Origin of the sequence: Celeribacter sp. (assembly GCF_048261515.1) — a bacterium.
GTDB lineage: Bacteria > Pseudomonadota > Alphaproteobacteria > Rhodobacterales > Rhodobacteraceae > Celeribacter.
Window position 1 is genome coordinate 32,281 of sequence record NZ_JBLXFZ010000009.1, and the last position, 26,821, is coordinate 59,101.

General features: G+C 60.2%; 26 protein-coding genes. 9 read left to right on the forward strand and 17 right to left on the reverse strand.

The features are described 5' to 3' along the window. Positions 1-9: 9 nt before the first annotated feature. Positions 10-1,278 (forward strand): bifunctional folylpolyglutamate synthase/dihydrofolate synthase, encoded by a 1,269-nt coding sequence (locus tag ACN0SC_RS14695; protein WP_417250443.1) that lies wholly within the window; start codon positions 10-12, stop codon positions 1,276-1,278. Here ACN0SC_RS14695 and ACN0SC_RS14700 read toward each other — a convergent pair. From ACN0SC_RS14700 to ACN0SC_RS14710, 3 genes are read right to left on the reverse strand one after another with little or no spacing between them, the layout of a single operon-like run. Then, positions 1,275-1,922 carry an HAD family hydrolase gene (locus tag ACN0SC_RS14700; RefSeq protein WP_417250444.1) on the reverse strand — a complete coding sequence of 216 codons (648 nt, stop codon included), beginning with the start codon at positions 1,920-1,922 and terminating at the stop codon, positions 1,275-1,277. The two genes, ACN0SC_RS14695 and ACN0SC_RS14700, sit on opposite strands and share 4 nt — an antisense overlap. Further along, the gene (gene rsmD, locus ACN0SC_RS14705) at positions 1,919-2,479 is read right to left on the reverse strand and encodes a 16S rRNA (guanine(966)-N(2))-methyltransferase RsmD (RefSeq protein WP_417250445.1); all 561 of its coding nucleotides are present in this window, start codon (positions 2,477-2,479) and stop codon (positions 1,919-1,921) included. The genes ACN0SC_RS14700 and rsmD overlap by 4 nt, the downstream gene beginning before the upstream one ends. Beyond that, entirely contained in the window at positions 2,479-3,684 is a 1,206-nt protein-coding gene (locus ACN0SC_RS14710) for an NAD(P)/FAD-dependent oxidoreductase (RefSeq protein ID WP_417250446.1), read from the reverse strand. The genes rsmD and ACN0SC_RS14710 overlap by 1 nt, the downstream gene beginning before the upstream one ends. Before the next feature lie 75 nt (positions 3,685-3,759). Between ACN0SC_RS14710 and ACN0SC_RS14715 the strand changes: the two genes are divergently transcribed. Further along, positions 3,760-4,248, forward strand: a complete 489-nt coding sequence (locus ACN0SC_RS14715) for a peroxiredoxin (RefSeq protein WP_417250447.1) — start codon at positions 3,760-3,762, stop codon at positions 4,246-4,248. Here ACN0SC_RS14715 and ACN0SC_RS14720 read toward each other — a convergent pair. The 6 genes from ACN0SC_RS14720 to ACN0SC_RS14745 form a co-directional block, all read right to left on the reverse strand. Continuing rightward, positions 4,245-5,090 carry a mechanosensitive ion channel family protein gene (locus ACN0SC_RS14720; protein WP_417250448.1) on the reverse strand — a complete coding sequence of 282 codons (846 nt, stop codon included), beginning with the start codon at positions 5,088-5,090 and terminating at the stop codon, positions 4,245-4,247. The genes ACN0SC_RS14715 and ACN0SC_RS14720 overlap by 4 nt on opposite strands. Positions 5,091-5,183: 93 nt before the next feature. After that, the gene (locus tag ACN0SC_RS14725; RefSeq protein ID WP_417250449.1) at positions 5,184-6,365 is read right to left on the reverse strand and encodes a GNAT family N-acetyltransferase; all 1,182 of its coding nucleotides are present in this window, start codon (positions 6,363-6,365) and stop codon (positions 5,184-5,186) included. Positions 6,366-6,458: 93 nt separating this feature from the next. Further along, positions 6,459-7,223 carry a glycerophosphodiester phosphodiesterase family protein gene (locus tag ACN0SC_RS14730; protein WP_417250450.1) on the reverse strand — a complete coding sequence of 255 codons (765 nt, stop codon included), beginning with the start codon at positions 7,221-7,223 and terminating at the stop codon, positions 6,459-6,461. Further along, on the reverse strand, positions 7,223-7,684 hold the full coding sequence (locus tag ACN0SC_RS14735; protein ID WP_417250451.1) for a RidA family protein: 462 nt from the start codon (positions 7,682-7,684) through the stop codon (positions 7,223-7,225). The genes ACN0SC_RS14730 and ACN0SC_RS14735 overlap by 1 nt, the downstream gene beginning before the upstream one ends. Before the next feature lie 21 nt (positions 7,685-7,705). Further along, entirely contained in the window at positions 7,706-9,013 is a 1,308-nt protein-coding gene (locus tag ACN0SC_RS14740; RefSeq protein WP_417250452.1) for an HlyD family type I secretion periplasmic adaptor subunit, read from the reverse strand. Further along, positions 9,010-10,743, reverse strand: a complete 1,734-nt coding sequence (locus tag ACN0SC_RS14745; protein WP_417250527.1) for a type I secretion system permease/ATPase — start codon at positions 10,741-10,743, stop codon at positions 9,010-9,012. Before ACN0SC_RS14745 ends, ACN0SC_RS14740 begins: the two co-directional genes overlap by 4 nt. Before the next feature lie 257 nt (positions 10,744-11,000). Here ACN0SC_RS14745 and ACN0SC_RS14750 point away from each other — a divergent pair, with 257 nt between their 5' ends. Both ACN0SC_RS14750 and ACN0SC_RS14755 read left to right on the forward strand, forming a co-directional pair. Then, positions 11,001-11,768: a VacJ family lipoprotein gene (locus ACN0SC_RS14750; protein ID WP_417250453.1), complete on the forward strand. Its 768-nt coding sequence runs from the start codon at positions 11,001-11,003 to the stop codon at positions 11,766-11,768. A 10-nt stretch (positions 11,769-11,778) separates the two neighbouring features. Continuing rightward, positions 11,779-12,360, forward strand: coding sequence for an MlaC/ttg2D family ABC transporter substrate-binding protein (locus ACN0SC_RS14755; RefSeq protein WP_417250454.1), 582 nt, complete (start codon positions 11,779-11,781; stop codon positions 12,358-12,360). 34 nt (positions 12,361-12,394) lie between these two features. Here ACN0SC_RS14755 and ACN0SC_RS14760 read toward each other — a convergent pair whose 3' ends face one another. Next, positions 12,395-14,578, reverse strand: a complete 2,184-nt coding sequence (locus tag ACN0SC_RS14760) for a transglycosylase domain-containing protein (protein ID WP_417250455.1) — start codon at positions 14,576-14,578, stop codon at positions 12,395-12,397. A 276-nt stretch (positions 14,579-14,854) separates the two neighbouring features. On the opposite strand from ACN0SC_RS14760, the gene ACN0SC_RS14765 reads away from it, so the two are divergent. The 3 genes from ACN0SC_RS14765 (at position 14,855) to ACN0SC_RS14775 (ending at position 17,605) form a co-directional block, all read left to right on the forward strand. Beyond that, complete coding sequence (locus ACN0SC_RS14765) at positions 14,855-15,193, forward strand: P-II family nitrogen regulator (protein WP_417250456.1); 339 nt, start codon at positions 14,855-14,857, stop codon at positions 15,191-15,193. 39 nt (positions 15,194-15,232) lie between these two features. Then, a complete protein-coding gene (locus ACN0SC_RS14770) occupies positions 15,233-16,561 on the forward strand; it encodes an ammonium transporter (RefSeq protein ID WP_417250457.1) in 1,329 nt (442 codons plus the stop codon). A 147-nt stretch (positions 16,562-16,708) separates the two neighbouring features. After that, positions 16,709-17,605, forward strand: coding sequence for a hypothetical protein (locus ACN0SC_RS14775; protein ID WP_417250458.1), 897 nt, complete (start codon positions 16,709-16,711; stop codon positions 17,603-17,605). Positions 17,606-17,689: 84 nt separating this feature from the next. On the opposite strand, the gene ACN0SC_RS14780 is transcribed toward ACN0SC_RS14775, so the two are convergent. The 4 genes from ACN0SC_RS14780 to dapA all read right to left on the reverse strand — a co-directional run bounded on the left by ACN0SC_RS14780 (position 17,690) and on the right by dapA (position 21,329). Further along, positions 17,690-18,874 (reverse strand): aromatic amino acid transaminase, encoded by a 1,185-nt coding sequence (locus ACN0SC_RS14780; protein WP_417250459.1) that lies wholly within the window; start codon positions 18,872-18,874, stop codon positions 17,690-17,692. Further along, on the reverse strand, positions 18,874-19,728 hold the full coding sequence (gene sseA, locus ACN0SC_RS14785; protein WP_417250460.1) for a 3-mercaptopyruvate sulfurtransferase: 855 nt from the start codon (positions 19,726-19,728) through the stop codon (positions 18,874-18,876). The genes ACN0SC_RS14780 and sseA overlap by 1 nt, the downstream gene beginning before the upstream one ends. A 103-nt stretch (positions 19,729-19,831) precedes the next feature. Further along, complete coding sequence (gene smpB, locus ACN0SC_RS14790; protein ID WP_417250461.1) at positions 19,832-20,314, reverse strand: SsrA-binding protein SmpB; 483 nt, start codon at positions 20,312-20,314, stop codon at positions 19,832-19,834. Between the two features lie 142 nt (positions 20,315-20,456). Next, complete coding sequence (dapA, locus tag ACN0SC_RS14795) at positions 20,457-21,329, reverse strand: 4-hydroxy-tetrahydrodipicolinate synthase (protein WP_417250462.1); 873 nt, start codon at positions 21,327-21,329, stop codon at positions 20,457-20,459. A gap of 201 nt (positions 21,330-21,530) precedes the next feature. Between dapA and ACN0SC_RS14800 the strand changes: the two genes are divergently transcribed. After that, complete coding sequence (locus ACN0SC_RS14800) at positions 21,531-23,483, forward strand: lytic transglycosylase domain-containing protein (protein WP_417250463.1); 1,953 nt, start codon at positions 21,531-21,533, stop codon at positions 23,481-23,483. A gap of 10 nt (positions 23,484-23,493) precedes the next feature. Here the strand turns inward: ACN0SC_RS14800 and ACN0SC_RS14805 are convergent, their stop codons facing one another. Both ACN0SC_RS14805 and mnmD read right to left on the reverse strand, forming a co-directional pair. Next, complete coding sequence (locus tag ACN0SC_RS14805) at positions 23,494-24,375, reverse strand: DMT family transporter (protein WP_417250464.1); 882 nt, start codon at positions 24,373-24,375, stop codon at positions 23,494-23,496. Next, the gene (mnmD, locus tag ACN0SC_RS14810) at positions 24,372-25,049 is read right to left on the reverse strand and encodes a tRNA (5-methylaminomethyl-2-thiouridine)(34)-methyltransferase MnmD (protein ID WP_417250465.1); all 678 of its coding nucleotides are present in this window, start codon (positions 25,047-25,049) and stop codon (positions 24,372-24,374) included. The genes ACN0SC_RS14805 and mnmD overlap by 4 nt, the downstream gene beginning before the upstream one ends. A gap of 79 nt (positions 25,050-25,128) precedes the next feature. On the opposite strand from mnmD, the gene ACN0SC_RS14815 reads away from it, so the two are divergent. Further along, entirely contained in the window at positions 25,129-26,181 is a 1,053-nt protein-coding gene (locus tag ACN0SC_RS14815; protein ID WP_417250528.1) for an NAD(P)/FAD-dependent oxidoreductase, read from the forward strand. Here ACN0SC_RS14815 and cobO read toward each other — a convergent pair. Next, positions 26,178-26,792: a cob(I)yrinic acid a,c-diamide adenosyltransferase gene (gene cobO / locus ACN0SC_RS14820; protein ID WP_417250466.1), complete on the reverse strand. Its 615-nt coding sequence runs from the start codon at positions 26,790-26,792 to the stop codon at positions 26,178-26,180. The genes ACN0SC_RS14815 and cobO overlap by 4 nt on opposite strands. Positions 26,793-26,821 lie beyond the last annotated feature (29 nt).

Sequence of the window (26,821 nt, forward strand, 5' to 3'; positions counted from 1 at the left end):
GAGGGCGCGATGACATCCGATGTGATTCTCGGTCGCCTCATGGCGCTCCATCCCAAGGTGATTGATCTCGTGCTTGATCGTGTCTGGCGGCTGCTGGAGGCGCTTGATCATCCCGAGTGCGACCTGCCGCCCGTCATTCATGTTGCGGGGACCAACGGGAAGGGCTCCACCCTCGCCATGATCCGCGCAGGGATTGAGGGGGCGGGAAAATCGGCCCATGTCTACACCTCGCCGCACCTCGCCTATTTCCACGAACGCATTCGTCTTGCCGGTGAATTGATTTCCGAGGACGGGCTTTCTGCGGTTCTGGAGGAATGCGAAGCGGCCAATGATGGTGCACCGATCACCTATTTCGAGATCACGACCGTCGCTGCGATCCTTGCCATGTCGCGGGTGCCTGCCGACTTCACGCTGCTTGAGGTGGGACTTGGCGGTCGGCTGGATGCAACCAATGTGATCGAGCGTCCAGCGGCGACCGTTATCACGCCCGTCTCTGTTGACCACACCCAGTTTCTTGGCGACACGATCGAACAGATCGCAGGGGAAAAGGCGGGGATCATCAAGCGCGGTGTGCCTGTCATCGTTGGTCCGCAAGAAGACGCTGCGATGGAGGTGATCGAGGATCGCGCCATGCGTCTCGGCGCGCCGATTCTGGCCTATGGTCAGCACTGGCACGTTTGGGAAGAGCGCGAGCGGTTGGTCTATCAGGACGAAAACGGCTTGCGTGATCTGCCTCTGCCTGCCTTGCGCGGGGAACATCAGATTATGAACGCGGGTGCGGCGCTGGCTGTGTTGCGGGCGCTGGAATTGGGTGATGCCGCCTGCGAGGCCGCAATGACTGACGCCGAATGGCCTGCGCGGATGCAGCGATTGCGGCGCGGTCCGCTATTCGACCGTACTCCCCATGCCGAGATATGGCTCGACGGTGGACATAACCCCGCAGCGGGGGAGGCTATTTCGCGGGTGCTCTCGAGCCTGCCTGAGCGTCCGACTTACTTCGTCTGTGGGATGCTCAACACCAAGGACATTTCGGGTTATCTGCGCCCCTTGGCTGCCCATGCCGCGCATCTTTATTCCGTGTCGATCGCGGGCGAGACCAATACGCTGCCCGCCTCCGAGACTGCTGCACAGGCTCGTGCCGTGGGTATGCAGGCAAGCGAGGCCGAGAGCATCGAGGCGGCGGTGTCTACGATTGCCGAACACGTGCCGAACGCCCGTATCCTGATCTGCGGATCGCTCTATCTCGCGGGCAATGTCCTGCGCGCGGGCAACGGCTAAAGACCGATACGCGCGGGCAGGTCGCGCAAGTCGGCCAGATGTTCGGCCCCTTCCCCACCAAGGCGCGCACCATCGCCAGACGGATCAAAACCGAAACAACGTATCCCCGCCCGCCGTGCAGCGATACAACCCGAGGGGCTGTCATCAACCATGACGCAGTTCTCGGGCGCAACACCCGCCGCTTTCGCTGCGATCAGCAAAAGGTCCGGGTCGGGTTTTGCCGTGTTGTGGCGATGTGCGGAGTGGATGCGCCCCTTGAGGCGCTCGTAGAGCGCGGGGTGCGCGCCGAGCGTGATCTCCATCTTCGCATCTGGACCATTAGAGGCCACGCAATAGGCAATGCTCGCGCCGTCGAGTTGATCGAGCACTTCCTCGATACCCTCCATGAGCGGCACGCCGTCGCCAAGACGGGCAAACATCTTTTCATAGAAACGCGGCACCCAGTCCTCGGGCAGATCGGCGCCTGCCGCACGTGCCTTCTTGGCGACATTCTCCATGAGCAGCCCAGTGTAGTCGCGCTCGATATCGGCCATGGCGAGGGGCAGACCATGTGCCTCAAGGTCGTCGCGCAGTAGCGAGAGGGTAGGCGGTTCGCTGTCCACAAGCACCCCGTCGCAATCGAAGATCACACATTGAACGGTCATTTCGGCTCCAGAAAATTGATTTTCGTATCCCCGTATCTGCGGGTGTCGAGCAGGGTCAGCTCGTCGGGAGGCACTATGGGCGCGCTGTCTTCCCAGACCACCAGCGCGCGGGGTGTCAACCAGCCTCCGGAAAGTGCGGCTGCGATAGCCTTCTCTCCGAGGCTTTTGGCATATGGCGGGTCGAGGAATACCAGATCGTAGGGGGCGCTTGTGTTGGCGGGCAGGCGGGTCGCATCGACGCGCATCACTGTGGTGACGTCTTCGGCTTTGCACTTCGCGATATTCTGCGCCACGAGGCTTTGCGCCTTCCTCCCGTCATCGACGAAGGTCACGCATTCCGCTCCGCGAGACAGGGCCTCAAGCCCCAATGCGCCCGTTCCCGCGAAAAGATCGAGCACGCGGGCGTCCGTGACGGCATCGCCGTATTTCCCCGCGACCAGAACCGAAAACAGGCTCTCGCGCACGCGGTCAGTGGTGGGGCGAAGGTGTGCACCCGCATCCCCCTTGCCAACGGACGCCAACGCCAGCCCGCGGAAATTACCTGCAATAATTCTCATCAGCCGCGTAGCAGTTCTTTGAGGTCGGTGTCGGGGTTGGCGGCGCGGGCGGGATCTACGCTCTTGCCCGCCTCGATCAACCGCTTGGCCACCATATAGGCGCGGGTGTCGTTCATGGAGTCGATGGCGATCAACTGGCCCGCGCGGTAATACCAGTGCGACCGTGTGCCCTCGCCCTCGCGCACGGCAATTTCGTCGTGCCCCATCGATAGGCCCGCGATCTGAAGCTTCACGTCATATTGGTCGGACCAGAACCACGGCTTCGGCACGTAAGGCACATTCGCACCAAGGATGTTGCATGCGACCAACTCGCCCTGATCAATCGCGTTGCCAACGCTTTCAAGGCGCATTTGCTGGCCTTCATGCGGGAATGAGGCGCAATCGCCTGCAGCATAGATCGACGGATCAGAAGTGCGCCCGTATTCATCCGTGCGAATGCCGTTCTCTATCTCTAGACCCGCCGCCTCGGCCAGTGCGGTGTCGGGAGTGATGCCCACGCCGACAATCACGAAATCAACGTCGAGCACCGTGCCATCCGTCAGTTCCGCTTCGCGCACCCTGTCGTCACCGCGCAGTTCCTTGAGGCCGACGCCTTCGCGCAGGTCGACGCCGTGCTCTTTGTGAAGGTCGCGGAAGTAGTCTGAAGTCTCCTTTGCCGCGACGCGTTGCAGGATGCGGTCGGCCATTTCCACCAACGTGACATTCAGGCCCTTCTTCGCGGCCACGGCCGCGGCTTCCAATCCGATATAGCCGCCACCCACGATCAGGACGCGTGCACCCCCTTTGAATTCGGGGGCGATGGCATCGGCGTCTGCTAGCGTGCGCATCGCATAGACGCCACCAAGTGCGCCGCCAATAGCCTCGGGCAGGAGCCGTGGACGGGCCCCCGTGGCCAGCACCAACGCATCATAGCTTTCCACACGCGGGCCTATCGAAACAGTCTTCGCCTCACGGTCGATGGAAGTCACGGATGTGCCCGTTACCAGTTCAATATTCGCGTCTTCGTAATAGCTCGCTGGGCGCAGGAACAGCCGTTCTAGCTCCATCTCGCCAAGCAGGTAGGCTTTCGACAAAGGCGGACGCTGATAGGGCGGTACGGGTTCGTCGCCGATCAGCAAGATACGTCCCTCATAGCCTTCGCTGCGCAGCTTGGTGACGATGGATTGACCCGCTTGACCTGCACCGATGACAATGACTTGACGCATCAAACTTTCCTCTAGACCAATTGCCACGAGACACTACATCTGAAGCTTAAGAAGATACAATGCGAAGGACATAAAATGACAATTACTATTGGCGACACGCTCCCAGCGGGCACTGTCTTAACGATTGGTGAAAATGGACCCGAAGCGGTTGATCTCGACACCAAATTCAAAGGTCGCAAGGTCGCGCTTTTCGGTTTGCCTGGTGCCTATACTGGCACCTGCACCACGGCCCACCTTCCCAGTTTCATCCGCACGAAAGGGCAATTCGATGCCAAGGGTGTGGACGAGGTGATCTGTATCTCCGTCAACGATCCTTTCGTGATGGACGCATGGTCCAAGGATACGGGCGCAGGCGATGCGGGGCTGACGATGCTCGCGGACGCAGAGGGCGCTTTCATCAAGGCGCTTGGCCTCGATTTTACAGCGCCGCCCGCGGGTCTCTACGGACGCTCGCAACGCTTCGCGCTCTATGCCGAGGATGGCGTGGTCAAGGCGCTCAACGTTGAGGATAACGCTGGCGAATGCACCGTGTCGGCGGGTGAAGCGCTTCTGGACGCGATCTAATCGTGATTGATCAAGGTTTGCGTGGGGAAGGGAATCTCCACGCCTGCCTGATCCAGCGCGACTTTCACATTGCGTTTCATATCGGCCTGGTATTGGAAATAGTCTTCGGATTTGACCCAAGCGCGCGCGAGGAAATCGACAGAGAAATCGCCAAGGTTATTAACTTGGAAAAATGGCTCGGGATCGGTGAGCGAGCGAGGGTCGCCCATAATCGTGTCACGAATGACCTTCTCGGCAAGTTTAAGATCCGCGTCATAGCTTACACCAAAGACCCACTCCGCGCGGCGTTTCGGATTGGTTGAGTAGTTGGTGATGATATTGCCCCAGACCTGCGAGTTCGGCACGATCACCTGCACATTCGACAAATCGGACAGTTCGGTGAAATTGAGTGAAATGTCTTTAACCGTGCCCATCTTCCCTGAAACCTCAACGAAGTCGCTTACCTTGAACGGGCGGAACAGGATGATCATTACCCCCGCAGCCACGTTCGACAGAGTGCCCTGAAGTGCCAGACCGATGGCGATACCCATGGCACCGATGAGCGCGGCGATGGAGGTTGTCTGAACGCCGAAGGAATTGAGGATGAACAGCACCGTGAAGGCGATGATCGCATAGCGGGCGATGTTCGACAGGAAGTTGAACAGCGTCGCGTCCATCCGCTTGTAAGTCTCGGGAATGCGACGGATGCGGCGACGCGCCCAGCCCGCGAAAAACAACCCGATGATCAGGAGCGTGAGCGCACCAGCAAATGATCCCAGCACACTCAGAAGGAATTCCTCGTCGAATAAGTCGGCCACCGTTATTCCATTGTAAAGCTCGTAGTTCAAAATCGTCTCAAGCATCGTCTGTCTTCCGTTCTGGCCCTCTTCGGGGCGGTGTTCCTCGCGGCCCAGATGGCCGGTCAGGCGGATAAATTGCAATGGGCCTGCTGTTGTTCAGTCGTGATCCTCGTCGCGCGCATCCTTTCGGAACGGCCCCCACGCGGTCAGGACTTCAACCTCCTCGTCAACGGCGGCCTGTTCGGCGGCGACAAATTCCGCAACCGCCCGTCTGAATCCCTGATCTGCAATCCAGTGTAGCGAATGCGTCGGGGTCGGCAGGTAGCCGCGCGCCAGTTTGTGCTCACCTTGCGCCCCCGCCTCGACCGTCGCAAGATCATGTGCAATGGCGTAGTCGATGGCTTGGTAGTAGCACAGTTCAAAGTGCAAACAGGGATGGTGCTCGGTGCAGCCCCAATAGCGTCCGAAAAGGGTATCGGACCCGATGAAATTGAGCGCGCCCGCAACGGGTTTGCCGGCGTCCAGCGCGAGGACCAAGAGCACATCGTTTCGCATCGTTTCATGCACATGATCAAAGAACGCGCGGGTGAGGTAAGGAGTTCCCCATTTTCTCGCGCCAGTGTCCTGATAGAAATTCCAGAAGGCATCCCAATGTTCTGGACGGATGTCATCGCCTGTGAACTGCACGATCTCACCGCCGAACCCCTGCGCAGTGGCGCGTTCCTTACGGATGTTTTTGCGTTTGCGCGACGACAAGTCGGCGAGGAAGTCGTCGAAGACTTCATACCCGCGGTTTCTCCAGTGAAATTGCTGGCCTCCGCGCGCCATGAGACCCATCTGTGTGCCTGCTTCGCGATCTTCGGTGCTGCAAAATGTGATGTGGAGCGAAGAAATTTGGTTCTGCGCGGCGACAGAAACTGCCCCCTCGGCCAACGCGGCTCGTCCGATCATCTCAAACCCTTCGCGGGCCAGGAGCCGTGTTCCCGTGACAGGCGTGAAAGGCACCGCGATTTGGAGCTTCGGATAGTATCGCCCGCCCGCGTTCTCATAGGCATTCGCCCATGAGTGATCGAAAACATATTCGCCCTGACTGTGCGATTTGGCAAACATGGGAGCGACCGCGATTACCTGCCCGTCCTTTCGGGCTGCGATGTATTGCGGGTGCCATCCCGTGCCCGGCCCGACCGACCCCGAGTCCTCCAGAGCGTGCAGAAAACGGTAGGTCGTGAAGGGATCGGCGGCCCTGCCATCAACATTGGAGCGCGCGCAGGCGTCCCAATCCACCGCGCCGATCCCGTCGATTGTGGGCGTAAGAAAAACTTCAATCTCGTCTGACACGCATCATGCTCCCGCTAGCGCTGTCGATCGCCCCCATAAACGGGGGTAATGCAGCGCCGTTCCTGTTCAGAATTGGTGTCTCACCCGCGGCGGTCAAGCGGGCAGGTAGCCCTCGAAGGTGATATTCTGCGCAACTTTCCGTGCCTTGATCTCCTGTGCAGCGCTCTTAACCGTCCAGCACAGAACAGGTATTCCGCGCTCTTTTAGCGCCAGAACGGGAGGGTGGTCCAATGCAGTGATCTTGTGCGAGATGAACGAGGCGCCAACGGCCTCGACCTTATCCAGAGATGCAAGCTCCGCACGCCGCGCGTCCGAGAGCAAGAGCCAGTCCTTTTTGGGAAAGTCTGAAGTTGTCAGTCCGCGTGGCACATCAGGCAGGAGGTCGCGCATCTCCGCGACGGCGTGCGGGTTGAAGGACATTACCGCGAGCGGACCCTCATAGTCGCGCAGCACTTTGGCCACGGAGGAACCAAGCGTTCCTATATCGGAGCCCATCATTCCGTCCTGATCCTTGATCTCGATAAGCAGAGGAACCCGCCCCGCAATTTGGTCGCAGATCTGGGCTAGAGTAGGGATGCCGACCTCGCCCGTGCGATAGGACACATTGGCCAGCGCATCCGCGCTCCTTTGACGGATCGCGCCCGTGGCTGTTGTCACCCGCCCCAGATCGTAGTCGTGAAACACCATCGCATCGCCGTCCGCGCTCGGTTGCACGTCGATCTCGATCCCGTATCCCCGCGCAATCGCCGCCTCTACGGCGAGGCGTCCGTTTTCGGCACGGGTTCGGTTGCCATCGTGCAGGGCGCGATGGGCAATGGGGCGGATCAGAAAAGCGTTTGGAAGCGGCGGAACGGGCATTAGGCGAGTTCGAAGATGGCCTCGATCTCGACCGCGACGCCGAAGGGAAGCGATGCAGCCGATACCGCCGAACGCGCGTGCCGCCCGGCATCGCCCATCACAGCGACAAATAGATCGGATGCGCCATTGACGACCTTTGGTTGGTCGCCGAAATCAGGCGTCGAGTTTACGAAGCCCACGAGTTTCACCAGCCGCTTGATCCGCGAGAAATCGCCCCCCGCGGCGGCGCGTGCCTGTGCCAGAAGCGCGAGCGCGCAGGTTTGTGCGGCTGCGGCCCCCTCTTCGACAGTCAAATCTGCTCCGAGCTTTCCAGTGATGAAACCGTCGGCACCAGTGGACACCTGCCCCGAGACATAAAGATGCTTCCCGCTGATCACGTAAGGAACGTAGTTGGCGGCGGGAGCAGGGGCGTCGGGCAGCGTCAGTCCGAGTTTGGTCAGTGCGTCGTCGATGGCGGTCATGGCATGGGTCTCTTTTCTAGATCAATCTTCGCGGAATGCGCGGTTGAAATAGTCTGCCAATGGTTTGACCAAATAGGCAAGAGGTGTCCGCCCCCCACGCGACATAAAGACCTCCACGGGCATCCCTGGCAGGAGCGTTGTCCCCTCGGGCAGCCGCGCCCTCTGATCCTGAGGGAGCGTAAATTCGGCACGGTAGTATTGCGCGCCTGTAAACTCGTCGCGGAACGCATCGGGGGAGATGGTGAGCAGTGTTCCAAGCAACTCGGGCGTGCGTCGTTGATCGAATGAGGTGAAGCGAAGACGCACGGGCTGGCCACGGTAGACCTGATCGACGTGGGTCGGGCTGATCTTGGCGGTGATGATGAGCGGGCTGTCAGCGGGGACGATATAGAGCACGGGCTCGGCGGGCGAGATGACTGCTTCGGGCCCGAACACAGACAGGCCGTATACCGTCCCGCTTACGGGTGCTTTCAATTCAAGCCGCGCGGCGCGTGCCGACATGGCGGCGCGTTGCTCGCGTAGCCGCGACAGGGCGGGTTCTATGTCCTGTAACTCGCTGATCGCACGCTCTCGCTGGTCTGTGCCGAGTTTGAGAATGGCCAGATCAATCTCCGTGATCTGCGCGCGGGCCTGTGCCAGTGATGCGGCGAGACGGCTGATCTCCCCAGTCAGGCCGATAACCTCGCGGCGCAAATCCGTTACGCGGCTTTGCTGGGTCAGCCCGCGGGCGCGTAGCGAGGTTTGGTCCTCAAGGTCAGCCTCGGCCAGTGCCTTTTGTTCGGTGAGCGCGGCGGCTTGGGCCTCCAGCCCGTCGATCTGAGCATCAATCTGGGTTTTGCGTTTTTCGAGTTGCTCAATTTCACGGGCCTGTGTGATGCGCCGTGCCTCGAAAAGCGATCGCTGCGTTTCGGCGGCTTTCGTGGCCACGTGATCTACGGAGACCCGCGCACGAAGTTCGTCGGGAAATGTCAGGGCATCCGCGCCATCACGCTCCGCTTCCAAACGGGCGGCGCGGGCGAGGAGTTCGAAATATTGCCCGTCGGCAATCGAGATATCGTTGCGTAGTTCATTGGCCGATAGGGTCAGGAGGATATCGCCCGCCTTGACCTTGTCGCCCTCGCCGACGTTGAGACTGGCTACGATGCCGCCATCGCGATGCGCGACTTCCTGTCGGTTCTGGGCTACCTCGACTTTGCCTGAGGCCACCACGGCTCCGTCGATGCGGGCAAAAGCGGCCCAGCCGCCGAAGCCGCCAAATAGCACCAGCACGCAGAGGAATCCGACCGTGGATAGGCGGCGCGTTGACCATGGGGGCGCGGAAGCGGTCATTGCACACCCCCTACGCTACCACGTCGTATTTCAGTGACATTACGCACGGTGTCCCTGAGCACTTGGTCTTTGGGGCCGAAGGCGCGGGCTGTGCCGTCTTTGAGCACAAGGAGCTTGTCGCATTCCTCGATTGCCGAAGGGCGGTGCGCCATGATTAACGCCGCGCCGCCAGCGTCCTTGTGCGCGCGGATCGCGGCATTGAGCGCCATGGAGCCTTCGTTGTCTAGGTTCGAATTTGGCTCATCAAGAATCACGACTACGGGTGCGCCGTAGAAGGCGCGGGCAAGGCCGATCCGTTGCAACTGACCGCCCGACAGCAACCCGCTCGAGGAGGAGACCTGCGTATCGTAGCCATCGGGCAATTCTAGGATCATCTTATGTGCAGCGGCTTTTCGAGCTGCGGCGACAACGGCCTCATGGTCGGGATCGACCGCCAGCCGCGCGATATTCTCCGTGATTGTTCCGTCGAAGAGTTCGACCGATTGCGGGAGGTAGCCGATATAGGTGCCGAGTCTTTCGGGATCATATTGGTCGATCTTCGCGCCATCGAGGCGAATGGTCCCGCCCGAAGCGGGCCACGCACCAGTCAGCGCCCGCGCCAATGTTGATTTGCCCGCGCCTGAGGGCCCAATCACGCCAAGCGCTTCGCCGGGAGTGACGTGAAAGGAGACCATGCGAAGGGAGGCTTGCGCCTGCCCCAGAGGGATGATGGTCAGGTTCTTCACGTGGAGGGCGGCGGACGGACGGGGCAGTTCCATGCGTGGCGCGCGCACGGGATGCGCGCCGAGAAGTTCGGCCAGCGCTTCCCGCCCGCGCAGTGCCGATTGGAGAACAGCCCATTGGTTGATCAGCACGCCGACGGGCTGCAAGGCACGTCCCAGCAGGATGGAACCTGCGATCATCGCGCCAGGCGTCAGTTCGCGTTCCAGCACGAGCCACGCCCCAAGCGCCAGCATCGCGGACTGTAAGAACAGGCGTAGCGCCTTGGATGCGGCGGTGTAGGACATTGTGATATCTGCAGCCATGATTTCGTTTTCAAGAGCGGCCTCGCGCGCAGTGAGCCAACGACGATAGGCGGCGCGTTGCATTCCCATTGACTTGAGCGCTTCGGATGCTGCGGTCAGGCGGGTGGCCATTTGTGCCGCGGTGATATCAGCGCGTTGTGCCTTTGCGTTTGGCTCTCTGGTCGCCCTGCGATGCGCCAGAGCGACGAGGACAAGAACAGCCCCGCCGCCAAGCGCGAACATTCCGAGGTGGGGATGAAACAGTGCGATGCCTAAGAGGAACAGCGGCGTGAAGGGCAGGTCAAAGAACGCGGCCAACACGGGCGAGGACAGAAAACGTCGGATCGCGGCAAGATGATCCATCGCCTCCGAACGCTCGACCAATCGCGGGTTGTTTGCGGCGCGATCAAGGGCGGCGTTGAAAACGCGCTCCTCCAACGTCGATTGGAACCGCGCACCGATCCGCGCGAAGATGCGGCTGCGTACACCGTCCAGAAGCCCCATCATGAGAAAGAGAAACGCCACAATCGCAAAGAGCGCCACCAGCGTTGCTTCCGACCCCGAACCGAGCACGCGGTCGTAGACTTGCAGCATGAAAAGCGGACCAGTGAGCATCAGGAGGTTGATGCAGATGGAAAAGACAAAGGAACCAAGGAACGCCCCGCGCGACTGGCGTCGGACCTGCGAGAGTTCTTCGGCCCCTTGTCGAAACTGGTCTGTGGAAATGGAGGACATTGAGGGAATTTCTGCCTGCTTTTTTGGGAGACAGTGCAGCGCAAAAGCGCGCATATATGTGGTCTCGTGGAAAACGTGTTGATTCTCGGCCACACGACCATAAGTCCCTAAAGGTAAAGATTGGGCTTCCGTCGGAAAAACCCTATGTGCCCTCCACGAATTCTTCACCAAAGGCGTGGTCTCCGAACCGCGCCGATGTAACGATGCCACTGGTCGCTTCTGGCCTGTTCGATCTGAAAGTTTGATCCATGAACGCTCGCCTGCGCATAGCTCCGCCCGTCATTCTCGCCTCCGCTTTGCTTGCGGGGTGCGCTGCGACGACGCAGGGGGACATTGATCCTTACGAAACGGCCAATCGCGAGACCCATGAATTCAACACGGATGTTGACCGTGCTTTGGTAAGGCCAGCCTCGCAAGTCTACGGCACGGTACTTCCATCGGTGCTACGTCGAGGCGTCTCGAACGTGTCGGACACGGTCGGGCTTCCAGGGGTGATTGCCAATGATATCCTTCAGGCGCGCCTTGACGATGCGGGCTACAACCTCTTCCGCTTCACGGTGAACGCGACGATCGGGATTGGCGGGTTGCTTGATGTGGCCAATGCTTTCGGCCTGCCTGCTCGTCCGACAGACTTTGGCGAGACGCTTCATGTCTGGGGCGCGGGAGAAGGGCCCTATGTGGTCCTCCCCGTGATTGGCCCATCGACGACACGGGATGCCGTCGGCCTTGCTGTGGATGTGGCATTGAACCCTGCGAAAGTCGTGTTCGGCGCGGATGTGGTAAAGGCCATCGGCCCTTTGCGCGCTGCGACGTTGGTGAACGACCGCTATGAATATTCGGATATCTACGAATCCGTTCTCTATGACAGCGCTGACAGCTATACTGTGATGAAGCTGACCTATCTCGATAGTCGCCGTTACACGCTCACGGGCAATGACCCCGCGCGCGACACAGGTGGCGAACCCTCCGCTGACGATGCGGCTAACTATGATCTGTATGAGGATTTCTATGATTGACGCGACGCAAATGTCCCGACGTTTCTTTTTGGCTGCGGGTCTGTCGACAGTGGCTCTGGCCGTGACCCTGCCGCGCCCCGCCCTTGCGTTTTCGGAAGGCGAGGCGCGGTCGCTCATCACGCGTACGGTTTCCGACATCAACGGGATTATTAATTCGGGGAAATCTGAGAGCGCGATGTATCGCGACTTTGAGGGTGTTCTGACCACCTACGCGGATACGCCGTCGATTGCGCGCTCGGTCCTCGGACCGCCCGCCCGTAGCGCGTCATCGTCCGACCTGACCGCTTTCACCAAGGCGTTCAAAGGGTATCTTGCCCGCAAATACGGCGCACGTTTCCGCGAGTTCATCGGCGGGCAGATTCAGGTCAACTCGGTGCAGAAAGTCAATTCGATCTACGATGTGCGCTGTACTGCGATCCTGCAGGGAGAGGCGCCTTTCGCAATCTCCTTCATCGTCCACGACAAGTCGGGCAAGTTCATCGATCTGCAGATCGAGGGCATTTCCCTGCTTAAGACCGAACGCGCCGAGATCGGGGCAATGCTCGATCGGGCGGGAGGTTCGATTTCCGCGCTGACACGCTCGTTGGGCTAAAGGCGGTAGGGCAGGCGCTCGTTTGGCGCGTGCCTTAATTTCCTCCGAAAATCTGGTCGAGAATGTCCATGATGACGTTGTCGGCCTTGTTGTTTGAGCGCGAGCCGTCCGAACCTGCGGTTTGGGCGGTGCTGTCGACGCTCGGCGGGCGTTCGGGGCGGATCATCGGCAGGGGCTTCGGCTCGATCCCTTCCATGACACGGCTCATGGTTTCGTGCCAAATTTCGGCTGGCAGGCCGCCACCCGTCACACCAGTAAGCGGCGTGTTGTCATCGTAACCCATCCAGACACCTGCAACATAATCAGCGGTGAACCCCATGAACCATGCGTCGCGCGCAGCCTGTGTCGTGCCTGTCTTGCCAGCCACTTCGATCCCGTCGATGGCGGCGCGTGATCCCGTGCCACGCTGCACCACGTTATACATCATGTAAATCAATTGCTGAGCGGCGGAGGGGGTGATCACGCGTTCACCAAGGCCGCCTTCCTGCCCCATCAGCGGCTCGGAATCTCCTTTGAGCCGAAGCGACTTGAGACCGTAGGGCGTCACGGAGGTGCCGCCGTTGAGAATCCCCGCATAGGCACCTGTCATCTCAAGGAGCGTCGTCTCGGATGCGCCGAGCGCCAGAGCAGGGCCTTGGGCCAGATCGCTTTCGATCCCAAACATCTGCGCCACGGTGCGGACGTTTTCCAACCCGACATCGGTGGCGAGCTTCACCGCAGGTATGTTGTAGCTGTGGCGCAACGCATCGGTGAGCGTAACGGGGCCGTGGAATGTGCGGTCGTAGTTTTGTGGCGTCCACGGACCCGAGCCAGGGATGTCGAGCGTGATCGGCTCGTCCACTATGACGCTGTCGTATGAATAGCCGAGGTCCAGTGCCGTGGCATAGACGAAGGGTTTGAAGGCGGAGCCGGGTTGCCGCTTCGCCTGTGTCGCGCGGTTGAATGCGCCAGATACTTTGAGCTTGCGCCCACCCACCATCGCACGCACTGCTCCGTCCGCGCTCATGACAACAATAGCCGCTTGAGCCTCGGACCCTGCACGCACCTTATTCTCGAACACCCAGGTCAGCGCCTCCTCGGCGGCGCTCTGGATGCGGGTGTCGAAGGTGGTCTCGATCACTACATCCTCGGTCGTATCACGGGTCAGGAAGTCAGGACCCGAGCCCATCACCCAATCCGCGAAATATCCGCCCGCGTTCCTCTCGGCCGTTTCCGAAAGTTCGGCGGGGTGCGCTTTGGCGTAGGCACGTTCGTCGTCGTTGATGTAGCCCTGCTGGTTCATCAGCAGCAATACAATCCCCGCGCGCTCTTGCGAGCGTTGCAGGTTGTTGGTCGGTGCATAGCGCGAGGGCGCCGTGAGCAGACCAGCAAGCATTGCGCTTTCGGCAATGTTCACTTCTGCCGCTGATTTTCCGAAATAGCGTTGCGCGGCGGCCTCGAATCCGTTGGCGCCGCCGCCCAGATAGGCGCGGTTCATATAGATCGAGAGGATCTCGTCTTTGGAGTAACGCGCCTCCATCGCCATAGCGTAGATGACTTCCTTGATCTTGCGCGCAATCGTCGTCTGCCGGCAATCGGCTTCATAGGCAGTCTGGCTCTCCCACTCTTTGGGATCATAGGGCGTGCCAAGGCAGAGCAGTTTCGCAACCTGTTGCGTCAATGTAGACCCGCCGTGGCCTGAAAGCGGTCCGCGTCCTTCGCTCAGGTTGATCCGAATGGCCGAAGCGATGCCGCGCGGGGAGACGCCGAAGTGACGATAGAAGCGTTTGTCCTCCGTCGCGATAATTGCGTTCTTTAGATACGGCGATACGGTGTCAGCGGTGATTTGCCCGCCAAACTGCTCGCCACGCCATGCATAGACCGATCCGTTGCGGTCGAGCATCGTGACCGACCCTCGTGCGCGTCCGTCCAAAAGGTCGGTTACAGGAGGGAGTGTGGTGTAGATATAGGCAACGGACAGCCCGATCACGATCGCCAGCACCACTGCCGTGCGCGAAATGACGACCCAGATGAACCGCCCAATCCAGCGCAACAAGCCCAGAACTACGCGCACAATCCACGGCCCCTGTGGCTTTGACTTTCGCGCGGCACGGGATTTTTTGCGCGTCGCAGGTTTCGCTGCTTTCGATTTGGCGTTTGATTTCGCTCCGCCCGTAGGCTTCTTGGGATAGCGACGATCCGCGACCAGTTTTCCGCCTTTGCGATTCTGTCCTGTCATACCTCTGCCCAGCCGTTCTGTGACGGTTTGCTGTCGTTTCGGGCAGACTACAGGGGGTTTGTCGGAATGTTGAGTGGAAAGGCGCCGGTTCTCAAACTTCCTCGATTGCCTAATTTTAATGCATGTCGCACAATTTGTACAATTTTTGTGCGTTTTTATCTACTGGTGACCCGATTCGCACCCGCCCTTTTCTTGTGCGATCCCGTCTCACTGCCTCTTGTGAAGCCGTGACTGCCGCCAATCGGCAGACGCCCGCTTAATCGGAAGGGGAAAAACGTGAAACTGATTATTGCTGCGATCAAGCCGTTCAAGCTTGAAGAAGTCCGCGAAGCGCTAACTGGCATCGGCGTGAGTGGTATGATGGTGACCGAGATCAAGGGCTTCGGCGCCCAGTCCGGACACACCGAAATCTACCGCGGCGCGGAATACGCCGTGAACTTCGTGCCGAAGGTGAAACTGGAGATCGTTGTCTCCGACTCAATGGCCGATCAGGTCGTATCCACCATCGCCTCCACCGCCAAGACCGCCAAAATCGGCGATGGCAAGATCTTTGTCCTCGACGTGGAAGGCGCCGTGCGCGTCCGCACCGGCGAGACCAACGACGACGCGGTTTAACCCGCGCCTGTCTCAAGAGACAAAAGGGACCAATCCAAGATGAAACTCTCCAAACTTATTCCGGCCTCTGTGGCAGCCTCAGCGCTTCCCCTGATGGCCTTTGCCCAGGACGCCGAGGCGGCTGCGCCGACATTCGACGAAATCGGCCCCTACATCATGACCACGCTGCTGTTCCTGATCGGCGGCTTCCTCGTGATGTGGATGGCTGCAGGCTTCTCCATGCTCGAAGCGGGTCTTGTCCGCTCCAAGAACGTCACCACTCAGCTGACCAAGAACGTTGCCCTCTTCGCAATTGCTTCCGTCATGTACTGGCTCATCGGCTTCAACCTGATGTACCCGGGTGAATGGATGATCGAAGGGATCATGGGGCCGTGGTTCTCCACAACCTCGCTTGAGCCTGTCGGTCTCGGCGCTGCCGATGCATCGCTTGACTATGCATCCGTTGCTTCCGACTTCTTCTTCCAACTGATGTTCTGTGCGACCACCGCATCCATCGTGTCTGGTACTCTCGCCGAGCGCATCAAACTGTGGCCGTTCCTCATCTTTACCGCGATCCTGACTGGCGTGATCTACCCGATCGAAGCGTCCTGGCAGTGGGGCGGTGGCTTCCTGAGCGAAATGGGCTTCTCCGACTTCGCTGGTTCCACAGTTGTGCACGCTGCTGGTGGCTTTGCCGCTCTCGCTGGTGCAATCGTCCTCGGCCCACGTATTGGCAAGTACAAAGACGGCAAAGTAAACCCGATGCCCGGTTCCAACCTTGCTCTCGCAACGCTTGGTACGTTCATCCTGTGGCTCGGTTGGTTTGGCTTCAACGGCGGTTCGCAGCTTGCTGCTGGTACCGTTGGCGACATCACTGACGTTGGCCGCATCTTCGCGAACACCAACATGGCCGCTGCTTCCGGTGCACTGGTCGCACTCATCCTGACGCAGGTTATCTACGGTAAAGTTGACCTCACCATGGTGCTCAACGGCGCTCTGGCTGGTCTGGTGTCGATCACTGCTGAGCCGCTCACCCCGTCGCTCTTCATGTCTCTGTTCATCGGTGGCATCGGCGGTCTGATCGTGGTCTTCGCAGTCCCTGCACTCGACAAGATGAAAATCGACGACGTTGTCGGCGCGATCCCTGTCCACCTCATTGCTGGTATCTGGGGCACCCTCGCTGTGCCGCTGACCAATGATGGCACGTCCTTCGTGACGCAGATCATCGGTGTGGTTGTCATCGGTCTGTTCGTCTTCATCGTGTCGCTGATTGTCTGGATCATCCTCAAAGCAGCCATGGGTATCCGTGTCTCCGAGGAAGCCGAGATCACAGGCCTCGACAAAGCGGAACTGGGCATGGAAGCCTATCCCGAGTTCTACAAAGGCTGATCTCCCTTCCTAACATCAGCCAACATTGGCCCGGGCGTTCGCGCCCGGGTTTTTTCGTTTTCACGGCGTCTCTCTGCCGTCCATAAACGTATTTGAAACCAAGTGCGCCTAAACCCGAAGGCAGTGAGTTCCAGAAGGACCAATGCCTTGGGTAAGACCGCCACCGCATCCGCTCCGCTGCGCCCCATTGCGCGCGACAGGATTCCCGCCTGTATGTGGGTGGCATTGGCCCTCATCGCGATGTTCTCGACGCATCCGCTTACCGCCTGTGCCGAGCACGCGTGGGCGGCTAGGGCGCAACCGCTGGCCACACGCTTTGCGCGCCCACTCGCAGCGCCACAGGCTGACACTTCACTCATCTCACCAGTGGCTCCCTTGATGGAAGGTCCGTCTGTTAACCAGCCACCGATGGAAGCCTCGCTTGGGGTAAGAGAGGGCGTGCCGTTCCTTACGCCGCACAATTCCGCGAACAGCCTCTTTGCGGGGCGTGAGAGCGGAAGCTTCTTCGCGCCCTTGCCGCCACGAGTTTCTGGCGCGCGTATCCAGCACGTCGCACCATCGCGACTTGGTCCCGTCACTGGCCTCCGCGACATTATCGGTCGTGCGGAATCGCGGCGCGACGGATACGATGCTGTCAATCACGGCGCGAAGGTCAAGCCGCCACGCCGCCCGACCGAGATGACCATCTCCGACATCTACAATTGGATCGACGCCACGCCGGGTCAGCCGCACGCCATAGGACGCTTTCAGTTCATTCCCAAAACATTGAGGCGCCTCGTCGCGATACTCGGCGTCCCCCATTCGGCACAGTTCTCGCCCGAGCTTCAGGACTATCTTGCGGACCAACTTCTTCGTGAAGCGGGGATCATGGCGATGCAGGCAGGGCAGATCACGCGGCGCGACTTCATGATAAATCTCGCGAAGATCTGGGCGGGTCTTCCGACCCCATCAGGGAAATCGCACTACCACGGTTTCGCGGGCAATAAGGCGACGATCACTTGGGCTGAATTTGATAGGGAAATGGCGCGGCTCTTCCCGACATAGGCGAGGGTGTCTTCGCGGGACAATTAGCAGCAAAAAGGGGCGCCCAAAGGCACCCCTTTGTCGCTTTGTTTGCGACTTGATCGCCTACTTGCAAGTCTTGGCGATTGCCTCGGCCAGAAGCGGCACGGTCTTGCTGTTGAGGCCCGCGATATTCATACGCGAGTCACCTACCATGTAGATGCCGAATTGATCGCGCATCACTTGCACTTCTTCTGGCGTCGCGCCAATGCGTGAGAACATGCCGCGGTGTGTTGCGATGAAATCAAAACGGTCAGAGTTCGTGCGCTGGCGCAACTCGTCGGCGAGCTGTTGGCGCAGGCCAAGCATTCCGTTCCGCACCTCTTCCAACTCCGCCATCCAGTCGGCTTTCAACGCATCGTCGTTGAGGATCATCGTCACAAGACGCGCGCCGTGGTCGGGCGGGAAGGAGTAGTTCTGGCGGTTCAGGAAGTTGAGTGATCCTTGCGCCTTGCTCATGCCTTCCGCCGTTTCGGTCATCGCCATGAGGCAGCCAGCGCGTTCGCGGTAGATGCCGAAGTTCTTCGAGCAAGACGCTGCGATGAGAAGTTCCGGCAGCTTGGAGGCGAGAAGACGGGTCGCTGCGGCGTCCTCTTCAAGACCGTCGCCGAAACCCTGATAGGCGATATCGACAAGCGCCAGAGCGCCCTTCTCGATGATCAAATCGGCCACCGCGCCATATTGCTCAAGCGTCAGGTTGGCGCCCGTCGGATTGTGACAGCAGCCGTGCAGAAGTACCAGATCGCCCGCCTTCACATCCTTGAGGCTCTCCATCATCGCGCCGAAATCGACGGTGCAGCTTGCTTCGTCGAAATAGGCATACTCGCGATTGGGCAGCCCCATGAATTTGAGGATCGATAGGTGGTTCGGCCACGTCGGGTTCGACGTCCAGACGGTGCAGTCAGGGTTGGCCAGACGGGCCAGTTCAAATGCCTGACGAATCGCACCCGTGCCGCCAGGGGTGGCGATGGCCGCTACGCGGGCGTGATTGACACTGTCGGCCAGAACCAGAGATTTCATCGCCGTGCCATAGGCGGGGTCGCCTGAAAGTGCGGTGTAGGATTTCGTGGTTTCTTCTTCCCACAATTTCTTCTCGGCCGCCTTGACCGCACGCATGATCGGGGTGTGGCCGCTGGCGTCCTTGTAGACACCGACGCCAAGGTCGATTTTCGTATCGCGCGGGTCTTCGCGATAGAGTTGCATCAGTTGAAGGATTTTGTCGGCCGCTTGCGGCTTCAGATTTTCGAGCATCACGCTTCTCCAGTTGCGACGCGCAGGTCGCCATACATGCCCCATTCCGCCCAAGAGCCATCGTAAAGCGCGTGGGTTGCGCCGATGCGTTCGAGCGCGAGGCTAAGAATTGCTGCCGTCACCCCTGAGCCGCAGGATGTGATGGCGGGTTTGGTGAGATCGACGCCTGCGCGTTCGAAGATAATGCGCAGTTCGCCGGGTGTTTTCATCGTGCCATTGCTGTTGAGTACATCGCTAAACGGCACATTGCGGGAATTCGGGATATGACCCGAACGCAGGCCCGGACGCGGTTCCACGACTTCACCACGAAAACGCGGGGCTGCGCGGGCGTCGACGATGGTGTGGTCGCCGAGTTTTGCGGAGGCGGCGACCTGCGTTACGTCACGCACCAGTGCGTCGTTGATCTGCGGCACCATGTGTCGGTCGCGGATCACGGGTGGTTCGTCGGTCACGGGGCGTCCCTCGGCCACCCATTTGGGCAGGCCTCCGTCGAGGACGGCCACATTGTTCTGGCCGAAGTATTTGAACATCCACCACACGCGCGGAGCGGAGAAAATTCCAGCACCGTCGTAGATCACGACCTGATGCCCGTCCCCGATGCCGAGTGCGCGCATCCGCGACATGAATTTCTCAACTGGTGGCAACATATGGGGAAGAGCAGATCGCGCGTCCGAAACATCGTCGATATCGACAAACCGTGCACCAGGAATATGCGACGCGGCATACTCTGCCTTCGCGTCGCGTCCCGCGTCGGGCATGTACCAGCTCGCGTCGATCACACGCAGCTCGGGCGATTTGAGGTTCTCGGCGAGCCAGTCGGTCGAAACCAGCGTTTTAGGGTCGGATTGGGGCATATCGCACCTATTCAACTGTTGCGCATGTCTGCCATACCCGTCCCTTTTGGCCCGTGCAAGCGATGCGGGCGGAGCGGTGGTCTAATTGCGAATAATTGCGGCGCTACCCGCTTTGTTTGAGCAAGCGCTGTTTCTGGCGGCCCCAGTCACGTTTGGCCTCGGTCGCGCGTTTGTCGTGGTTCTTTTTACCCTTGGCGATGCCAAGCTTAATCTTCACGCGCCCCTTGTGGTTGAAATACATGACCAGCGGCACAAGCGTCATGCCTTGGCGACCGGTTGCCTGCCAGAGCCGCGACAACTCGCGCTTGGAGACCAGCAATTTGCGTTTGCGGCGTTCCTCGTGCGGGAACATGGCTTGCTCGTAAGGGGCGATATAGGAGTTCGTCAGCCAAAGCTCGCCATCTTCCACCGCGGCATAACTCTCGGCGATATTGGACTGGCCCACGCGCAGCGATTTGACCTCGGAGCCTGACAATACGACGCCGCACTCGATGTCATCTTCGATGGCATAGTCAAAGCGCGCGCGCCGATTCTCGGCGATCACCTTGTAGTTCTTCTCTTCGGGCGTCTGTTTTTTCTTGGCCATGGTCAAATGCAGATAGGGGATGAAAGGCCCAGTGTCCACTGGCAGCGCCAAGGCCGCGTGGAATTCGGGCCATGCGAGAGAAAGAAAACGCCGCGCTCCAGTGCTAGGGCGCGGCGTTCGGTCGTTGTGAAGGCGTGGGCGCTTACAGCAGTTCGGCGTGCTCCATCGCCGCACGGATATGGGCCTTGGTCTCGTCCGCAAGCGGCGTGAGTGGCAAGCGCACCTCATCCGAGCAAAGCCCGAGAAGGGACATGGCGTATTTCGCACCTACCAGACCAGGCTCAAGGAAGAGCGAAATGTGGAGCGGCATGAGCTTGTCGTTGATCTCGCGGGCGAGTGCATAGTCCCCGTCGAGTGTCGCCTTCTGCATCTGTGCGCAGAGCTTCGGCGCAACATTCCCAGTCACCGTGATGCAGCCGAGACCGCCGTGCGCATTGTAGCCGATAGCAGTGGCGTCCTCGCCAGAAAGCTGAAGGAAGTCAGTGCCACATGTGATGCGCTGTTGCGGGACGCGGGACAGGTCGCCTGTTGCGTCCTTCACGCCGATGATGCGGGGAAGTTTGGACAACTCGCCCATTGTCTCGGGCAACATGTCGATGACCGAGCGCGAAGGGATATTGTAGATAATGATCGGAATATCAGCGGCGTCATGCAGCGCCGTGAAATGCGCGATCAGCCCTCTCTGTGTCGGCTTGTTGTAGTAGGGCGTCACCACGAGAGCCGCATCCGCGCCGACTTTGGCGGCATGGCGCACAAGGCGGATGCCCTCGGCGGTGTTGTTCGACCCTGCGCCAGCGATCACGGGGATGCGCCCAGCTGCGGTTTCGACGACGACTTCGACCACTTTCTCGTGCTCGGCATGGCTGAGTGTCGGGCTTTCGCCCGTGGTGCCAACGGGGACAAGCCCGCTGGAGCCTTGCTCGATGTGCCATTCGACCAAGTGTTTGAGTGCATCGAGATCCAGTTCGCCGTTCTTGAACGGCGTCACCAATGCAGGAAGAGACCCTTTGATCATGATGCGCTCCTTTTCGGAAATATAAAATTGTTTGTATGTCCGCCGACCGCGTGAGTCGCGCCCGTGGGGACGCGCGGAAACTAGCCGCGAACTTCGGGAATGCCAAGAATGTGTCTTGTCCGCGCTCCGCGCTGCGTTACCCTCGTGGCAAAAGCGCACCGATCAAGGCGCGCAACTGACCTGAGGATTATCGACCAGACCATGCCATTGCCCTTGATTCATAGGCTCATATCACGCACCGCCTTTGTCGCGGCGACCTTTGCCGTAACGCTGTCGAGTGCCACGGCCTCACCCGAATCGGATGCGCTTGAAGTTGCTTATCAGCACCGCGCGGCGGGTGACTGGGATGCGGCGCGTGCCGCCGTGAGCGGTTTGGGGCGCGATATTATCGACTGGCACTACCTGCGTGCAGGCAAGGGCAGCTTCGCCGAATGCCAGGCCTTTCTGGAACGCAACGCCGATTGGCCAGGCCTTCCGCTTCTGGCGGAACGTTGTGAGCAGAACATTTCCGAGGGCACCAATCCTAACGACGTTATTGCCTATTTCGACGAATTTCCGCCCGAGACAGGCGAAGGCACGATTGCCCTCACGCGTGCCTATCAGCAACGCGGACTTGAAGCCGATGCGCAGGCGCAGGCCGTGATTGCGTGGCAAAGTCTCTCGCTCGACGATGAGGTGACCGCCTACCTGTTGACCCACTTCCCCGCGCAGGTTGCTCCCTTCCATGAGGATCGCGCGCGGATGCTCCTGTGGCGCGGTTTCTACGACGAGGCGAGGTCTCTTGAACCCTACCTGCCCGATGGGTGGGGGGCGCTTATTGATGCCGCGTCGAAACTGCGCGGCGATAAAAACGGTGTGGACGACGCGATTGCGGCTATTCCCGACACGCTTGCCGATGCTCCGATTCTTGCGTTCGAACGATTCCAGTGGCGCATGCGCAAGGGGCGATACGATGATGCGACCTCGCTCCTGTTGCAGCAATCCACCTCCCGCGACGCCTTGGGCCAACCTGAAGCGTGGGGTGAGCGCCGCCGCGCACTTGCGCGTCAGATGATGCGCGACGGCAAGGCGCGGATTGCCTACACATCGGCGGCGCGGCACTACCTTGACCCTGACGAGGATCACTACGCCGATCTCGAATGGCTCGCGGGCTATATCGCGTTGCGCTATCTCGACGAACCACTGACTGCACTCGACCATTTCAACCGCTTCCGCGTGGCCGTGGCGACACCCATTTCACTGGGCCGTGCGGGCTATTGGGAGGGGCGCGCGTTGGAGGCGCTCGGAGCTGAGGCGGATGCGCTTGCCGCCTATTCATTTGGGGCGCAGTTCCAGACTTCCTTTTATGGGTTGCTCGCCGCCGAACGTGCGAGCCTGCCGCTTGATCCAGCGCTTACGGGCGAGGTGCGTTTCGAAGATTACAGCGGCGCGGCCTTTATGAGTTCGACCGTGTTACGCTCGGCGCAACTTCTATACGAGGCAGGAGAGAAGCCACTCGCCGCACGTTTCATGCGCCACCTTGGTGAAAGCCTGACGCCGCAGGAGCTTGGCCAGTTGGGCGATCTTGCGCTCGACACACATCCCTATCTCGCCGTGCTTGTGGCCAAATTCGCCGCCGATCAGGGCATCGTGCTCAACCGTGCCTACTATCCGTTGCACGATCTGGCTGATGCCAACCTTCCCGTTGATCCCGCGCTCGCGCTGGCCATTGCGCGCCGAGAGAGCGAATTCAATCCCGACGCGATGTCCTACGTTGGTGCGCGCGGGTTGATGCAACTTATGCCGCGCACGGGCGAGGCGATGGCCTCAAAGCTCGGCGTGGACGGGTTTGAGGAAAGCGACCTGCATGATCCCGTGTTGAATGCCCGCCTTGGCTCGGCCTATCTGGCGCAGTTGATCGAGGAGTTCGGCGCGAACATGCCGCTTGTCGCGGCAGGCTATAACGCCGGTCCATCGCGCGCCCGCGACTGGATTGCGCGCTACGGTGATCCGCGTGGAGGGGGCGTCGATCCCGTCGATTGGATCGAACACATCCCCTTCCGCGAGACACGCAACTATGTGATGCGAGTGATGGAAAGCCTGACCGTCTACCGCGCGCGCCTGTCAGGCGAAACGGGACCAGTCACGCTCTCCCAACAACTCACCGCCCGCTAGAGGTCACGGCTCACGGTGTCCGCTGCTCGGCCACCTTGCGGGCGCGTAACAGTGCAAACATCCCTGCCGCGACAACAAGCGACGTGCCGATCGCCACGTTAAGGCGGATCACATCGTGGAAAACGATCACGCCGAGCATGGAGGCGAAGACGAGTTGTAGGTAGGCAAATGGCTGGATCGCAGAGGCCTCGGATAGCTCATAGGCACGGATGAGCAGGTAGTGGCCGAAAGTCGATGTCGCGCACAAAAGGGCCATCCACGCCCAATCGCCAAACGTCATTGTTTCCCAGAACCACACACCGATTATCGTCGTCACGATTGCGCCAGAAATCCCCGTGTAAAAGAACGTTACCGATGCGGGGTCGCGGCGGGCAACATAGCGGTTGAGCAATCCGTAGAGCGCGAACATGGCTGCCGAACCGAGCGGGAAGATTGCCGCCATCGACCACACGCCTGATCCGGGCATCAGGATGATCAGAACCCCGATGAAGCCAAGCGCCACCGACATCCAGCGGCGCCACCCGACGCGCTCGCCCAGCAGTGGCCCCGACAAGGCGGTGATGATGAGCGGATAGGTGGCGAACATCGCGTGGCTCTCGACCAACCCCAGTTTTACAAAACCGATGACCATTACGATCACTTCGAGCGCAAGCAGGGCGCCGCGAAAGAATTGGAGCTTTGGCTGAGCGCTACGAATGACTTTCGACAGGCCGCCTGCCGTACGTGCCGACCAAAGGATAACGAAGCTGGCAAAGACCCAGTAGCGGATCATGATCACCATGTAGACGTTGTATTCCCCCGCGAGGTGGCGCGAAATGCCGTCCTGCATGGCGAAGATGAACATCGTCAAAACCATGAGCATGACGCCGAGGCGCGTGTTCTGTTCGGTCATTTCCCGTCCTCTCGTTTGGTCCCTTGGCTCATGTGGCGTTTGCGCCCGAAGCCAGAGCAACGCGTCACATCGAACCCGCCCGCGTCGAGGGCGCGGCGCACGTGGCCCGCCGCGGTGTAAGTAGCAAATGTGCCGCCCGAGACCGTGTGCCGTCCGACTTCCTGCATCAGGTCCTCGCCCCATAGCTCTGGGTTTTTCGCAGGTGAGAACCCGTCGAGGAACCACGCGTCGGCCTGTCCGTCCCACGCTGCGAGCTTCCCCCGTGCATCACCTTCGATCACCTCCACAGAAAGCGTGCCAAGCGTGAAGCGTCGTGCGCCCTGCGCCCAAGCGTCCAGAAAAGGCGCGGAAATCGCAGCGGCTTCGGGAAAGGCATCGAGCGCTTTGGTGATGTCATCTACGGTCATCGGGAAGGCTTCAAACGATGTAAATCGCACCTTGGGGCCGCCCTCATTCGCCAGCGCCAACGCCAGCATATTGAGCCCCGTCCCAAACCCCAGTTCAGCCACATGGAAACCATCGCACAGCCGCGCGGGCAGGTCATTGCCCGCCAGAAACACGTGCCGCGTTTCCTCCAGTCCAGAGGTTAGCGAGAAATAGGGATCGTCGAACCGCGTCGAAACAGGGAGTGTTCCGTCGCGCCATGCAATCTGGGCTGTCTGGTGGTCGGCCATGGGATGTCTTATGAGAGAGGTTGCGTCTACCGCCCAGTTAGCGGTCAGGCGGTTCGGGTTGCAATGGGCAATAATGCAGATGGCACAAGCGGATATCACCATCTACGGCGCGGGGGCATTCGGCCTGTCCTGCGGATGGGAAGCGGTGAAGCGCGGCGCGAAGGTGCGCGTGATCGACCCTAATGGGGTCGGCGCGGGCTCTTCGGGTGGTGTTGTGGGCGCTCTGGCTCCGCATACGCCCGAACGCTGGAACCCGAAAAAAGAGTTCCAGTTTCAAAGCCTCATCATGTCCCGCGACCACTGGCCTGCCGTCGAGGCCGCGGGCGGTGTCTCATCGGGCTACGGGCGCGCGGGTCGGCTTCAGGCTGTGGTGAACGCGCGCCAGTTGGAGCTTGCGCATCAGCGTGCTGAGGAGGCCCGTGACCTGTGGCAGGGGAAGGCCATCTGGGAAGTGCTGGATGCGCAGGCCATCGCCGCGCGGTTTGGCGATTGGGCGCCGCACAGCCCGACGGGTTTCTGGGTTTTCGACGACCTCTCTGCTTGCCTCAACCCGTGGCGCGCGTGTCAGGCGCTGGCTGCCGCGATCACTGCGCATGGCGGCGAGGTGGTTACGGAAGGCCCAGAACAAGGCGCGGTCATCCACGCGAGCGGTTGGTGGGGGCTGAAAGACCTCAACGCCGCTTTCGGGCGCGAAGTCGGCAATGGTGTGAAGGGGCAGGCGCTCCTGCTTGATCTCGACATGCGCGACCAGCCGCAAATCTATGCCGAGAGCCTGCATGTCATTCCTCACGCCGATGGCACAACGGCGATCGGCTCGACCTCTGAGCGGGAGTTCGATAGTCCCGATACCACGGATGCGTTAGCTGATGACCTGCGTGCCCGTGCAATCGCCGCGCTTCCGCAACTCGCTGATGTGCCCGAAATCCGCCGCTGGGCTGGCGTGCGCCCGCGTGCCAAAAGCCGTGCGCCGATGCTTGGCGCATGGCCCGAACGTGACGGGCATTACATCGCCAACGGCGGATTTAAGATCGGCTACGGCATGGCACCGCTTGCGGCGAAGGTGCTTGTCGATCTCATCCTTGAGGGGCGCGACGCGATCCCCGAGGATTTCAAGGTCGAAGCGAGCCTTTAATACTCCACGCCGCGCTGTGCTTTCACGCCTGAGCGGAAGGGGTGTTTGATCAACTCCATCTCGGTCACAAGATCGGCAACCTCGATGAGTTTCTCCTTCGCATTCCGCCCTGTCAGAACGACATGGGTGAGCGGCGGCTTTTCGGTCTGGAGAAAGGTCACGACCTCGTTGATGTCGATGTAGTCATAGCGCAGCGCGATGTTGATCTCGTCGAGCAGCACCATGCGATTGGCTTCGTCGCGGATCAGCTCCTTGGCTTTCTCCCACGCGGCCTGTGCCATCTCGATGTCGCGTTCCTTGTTTTGGGTCTCCCACGTGAAGCCTTCTCCCATCGTGTAGAAGGCGCAGGTGTCGGAAAACTTCTCATTGATCAGATCGCGCTCGCCGCACTCCATGCCGCCCTTGATGAATTGCACCACGGCGCATTGCATATCGGCGGCGATGCAGCGGAAAATCATCCCGAAAGCGGCCGAGGATTTCCCCTTGCCTTTGCCCGTATGCACGATGACCAGACCTTTTTCATCGGTCTTGGTCGCCATGATCTTGTCGCGCGCGGCTTTCTTCTTGGCCATCTTGGCGGCGTGGCGGGCGTTGTCGTCTGTATCGGTCATGGGATGCTCCTTTTCGCGCCGCAACAGAC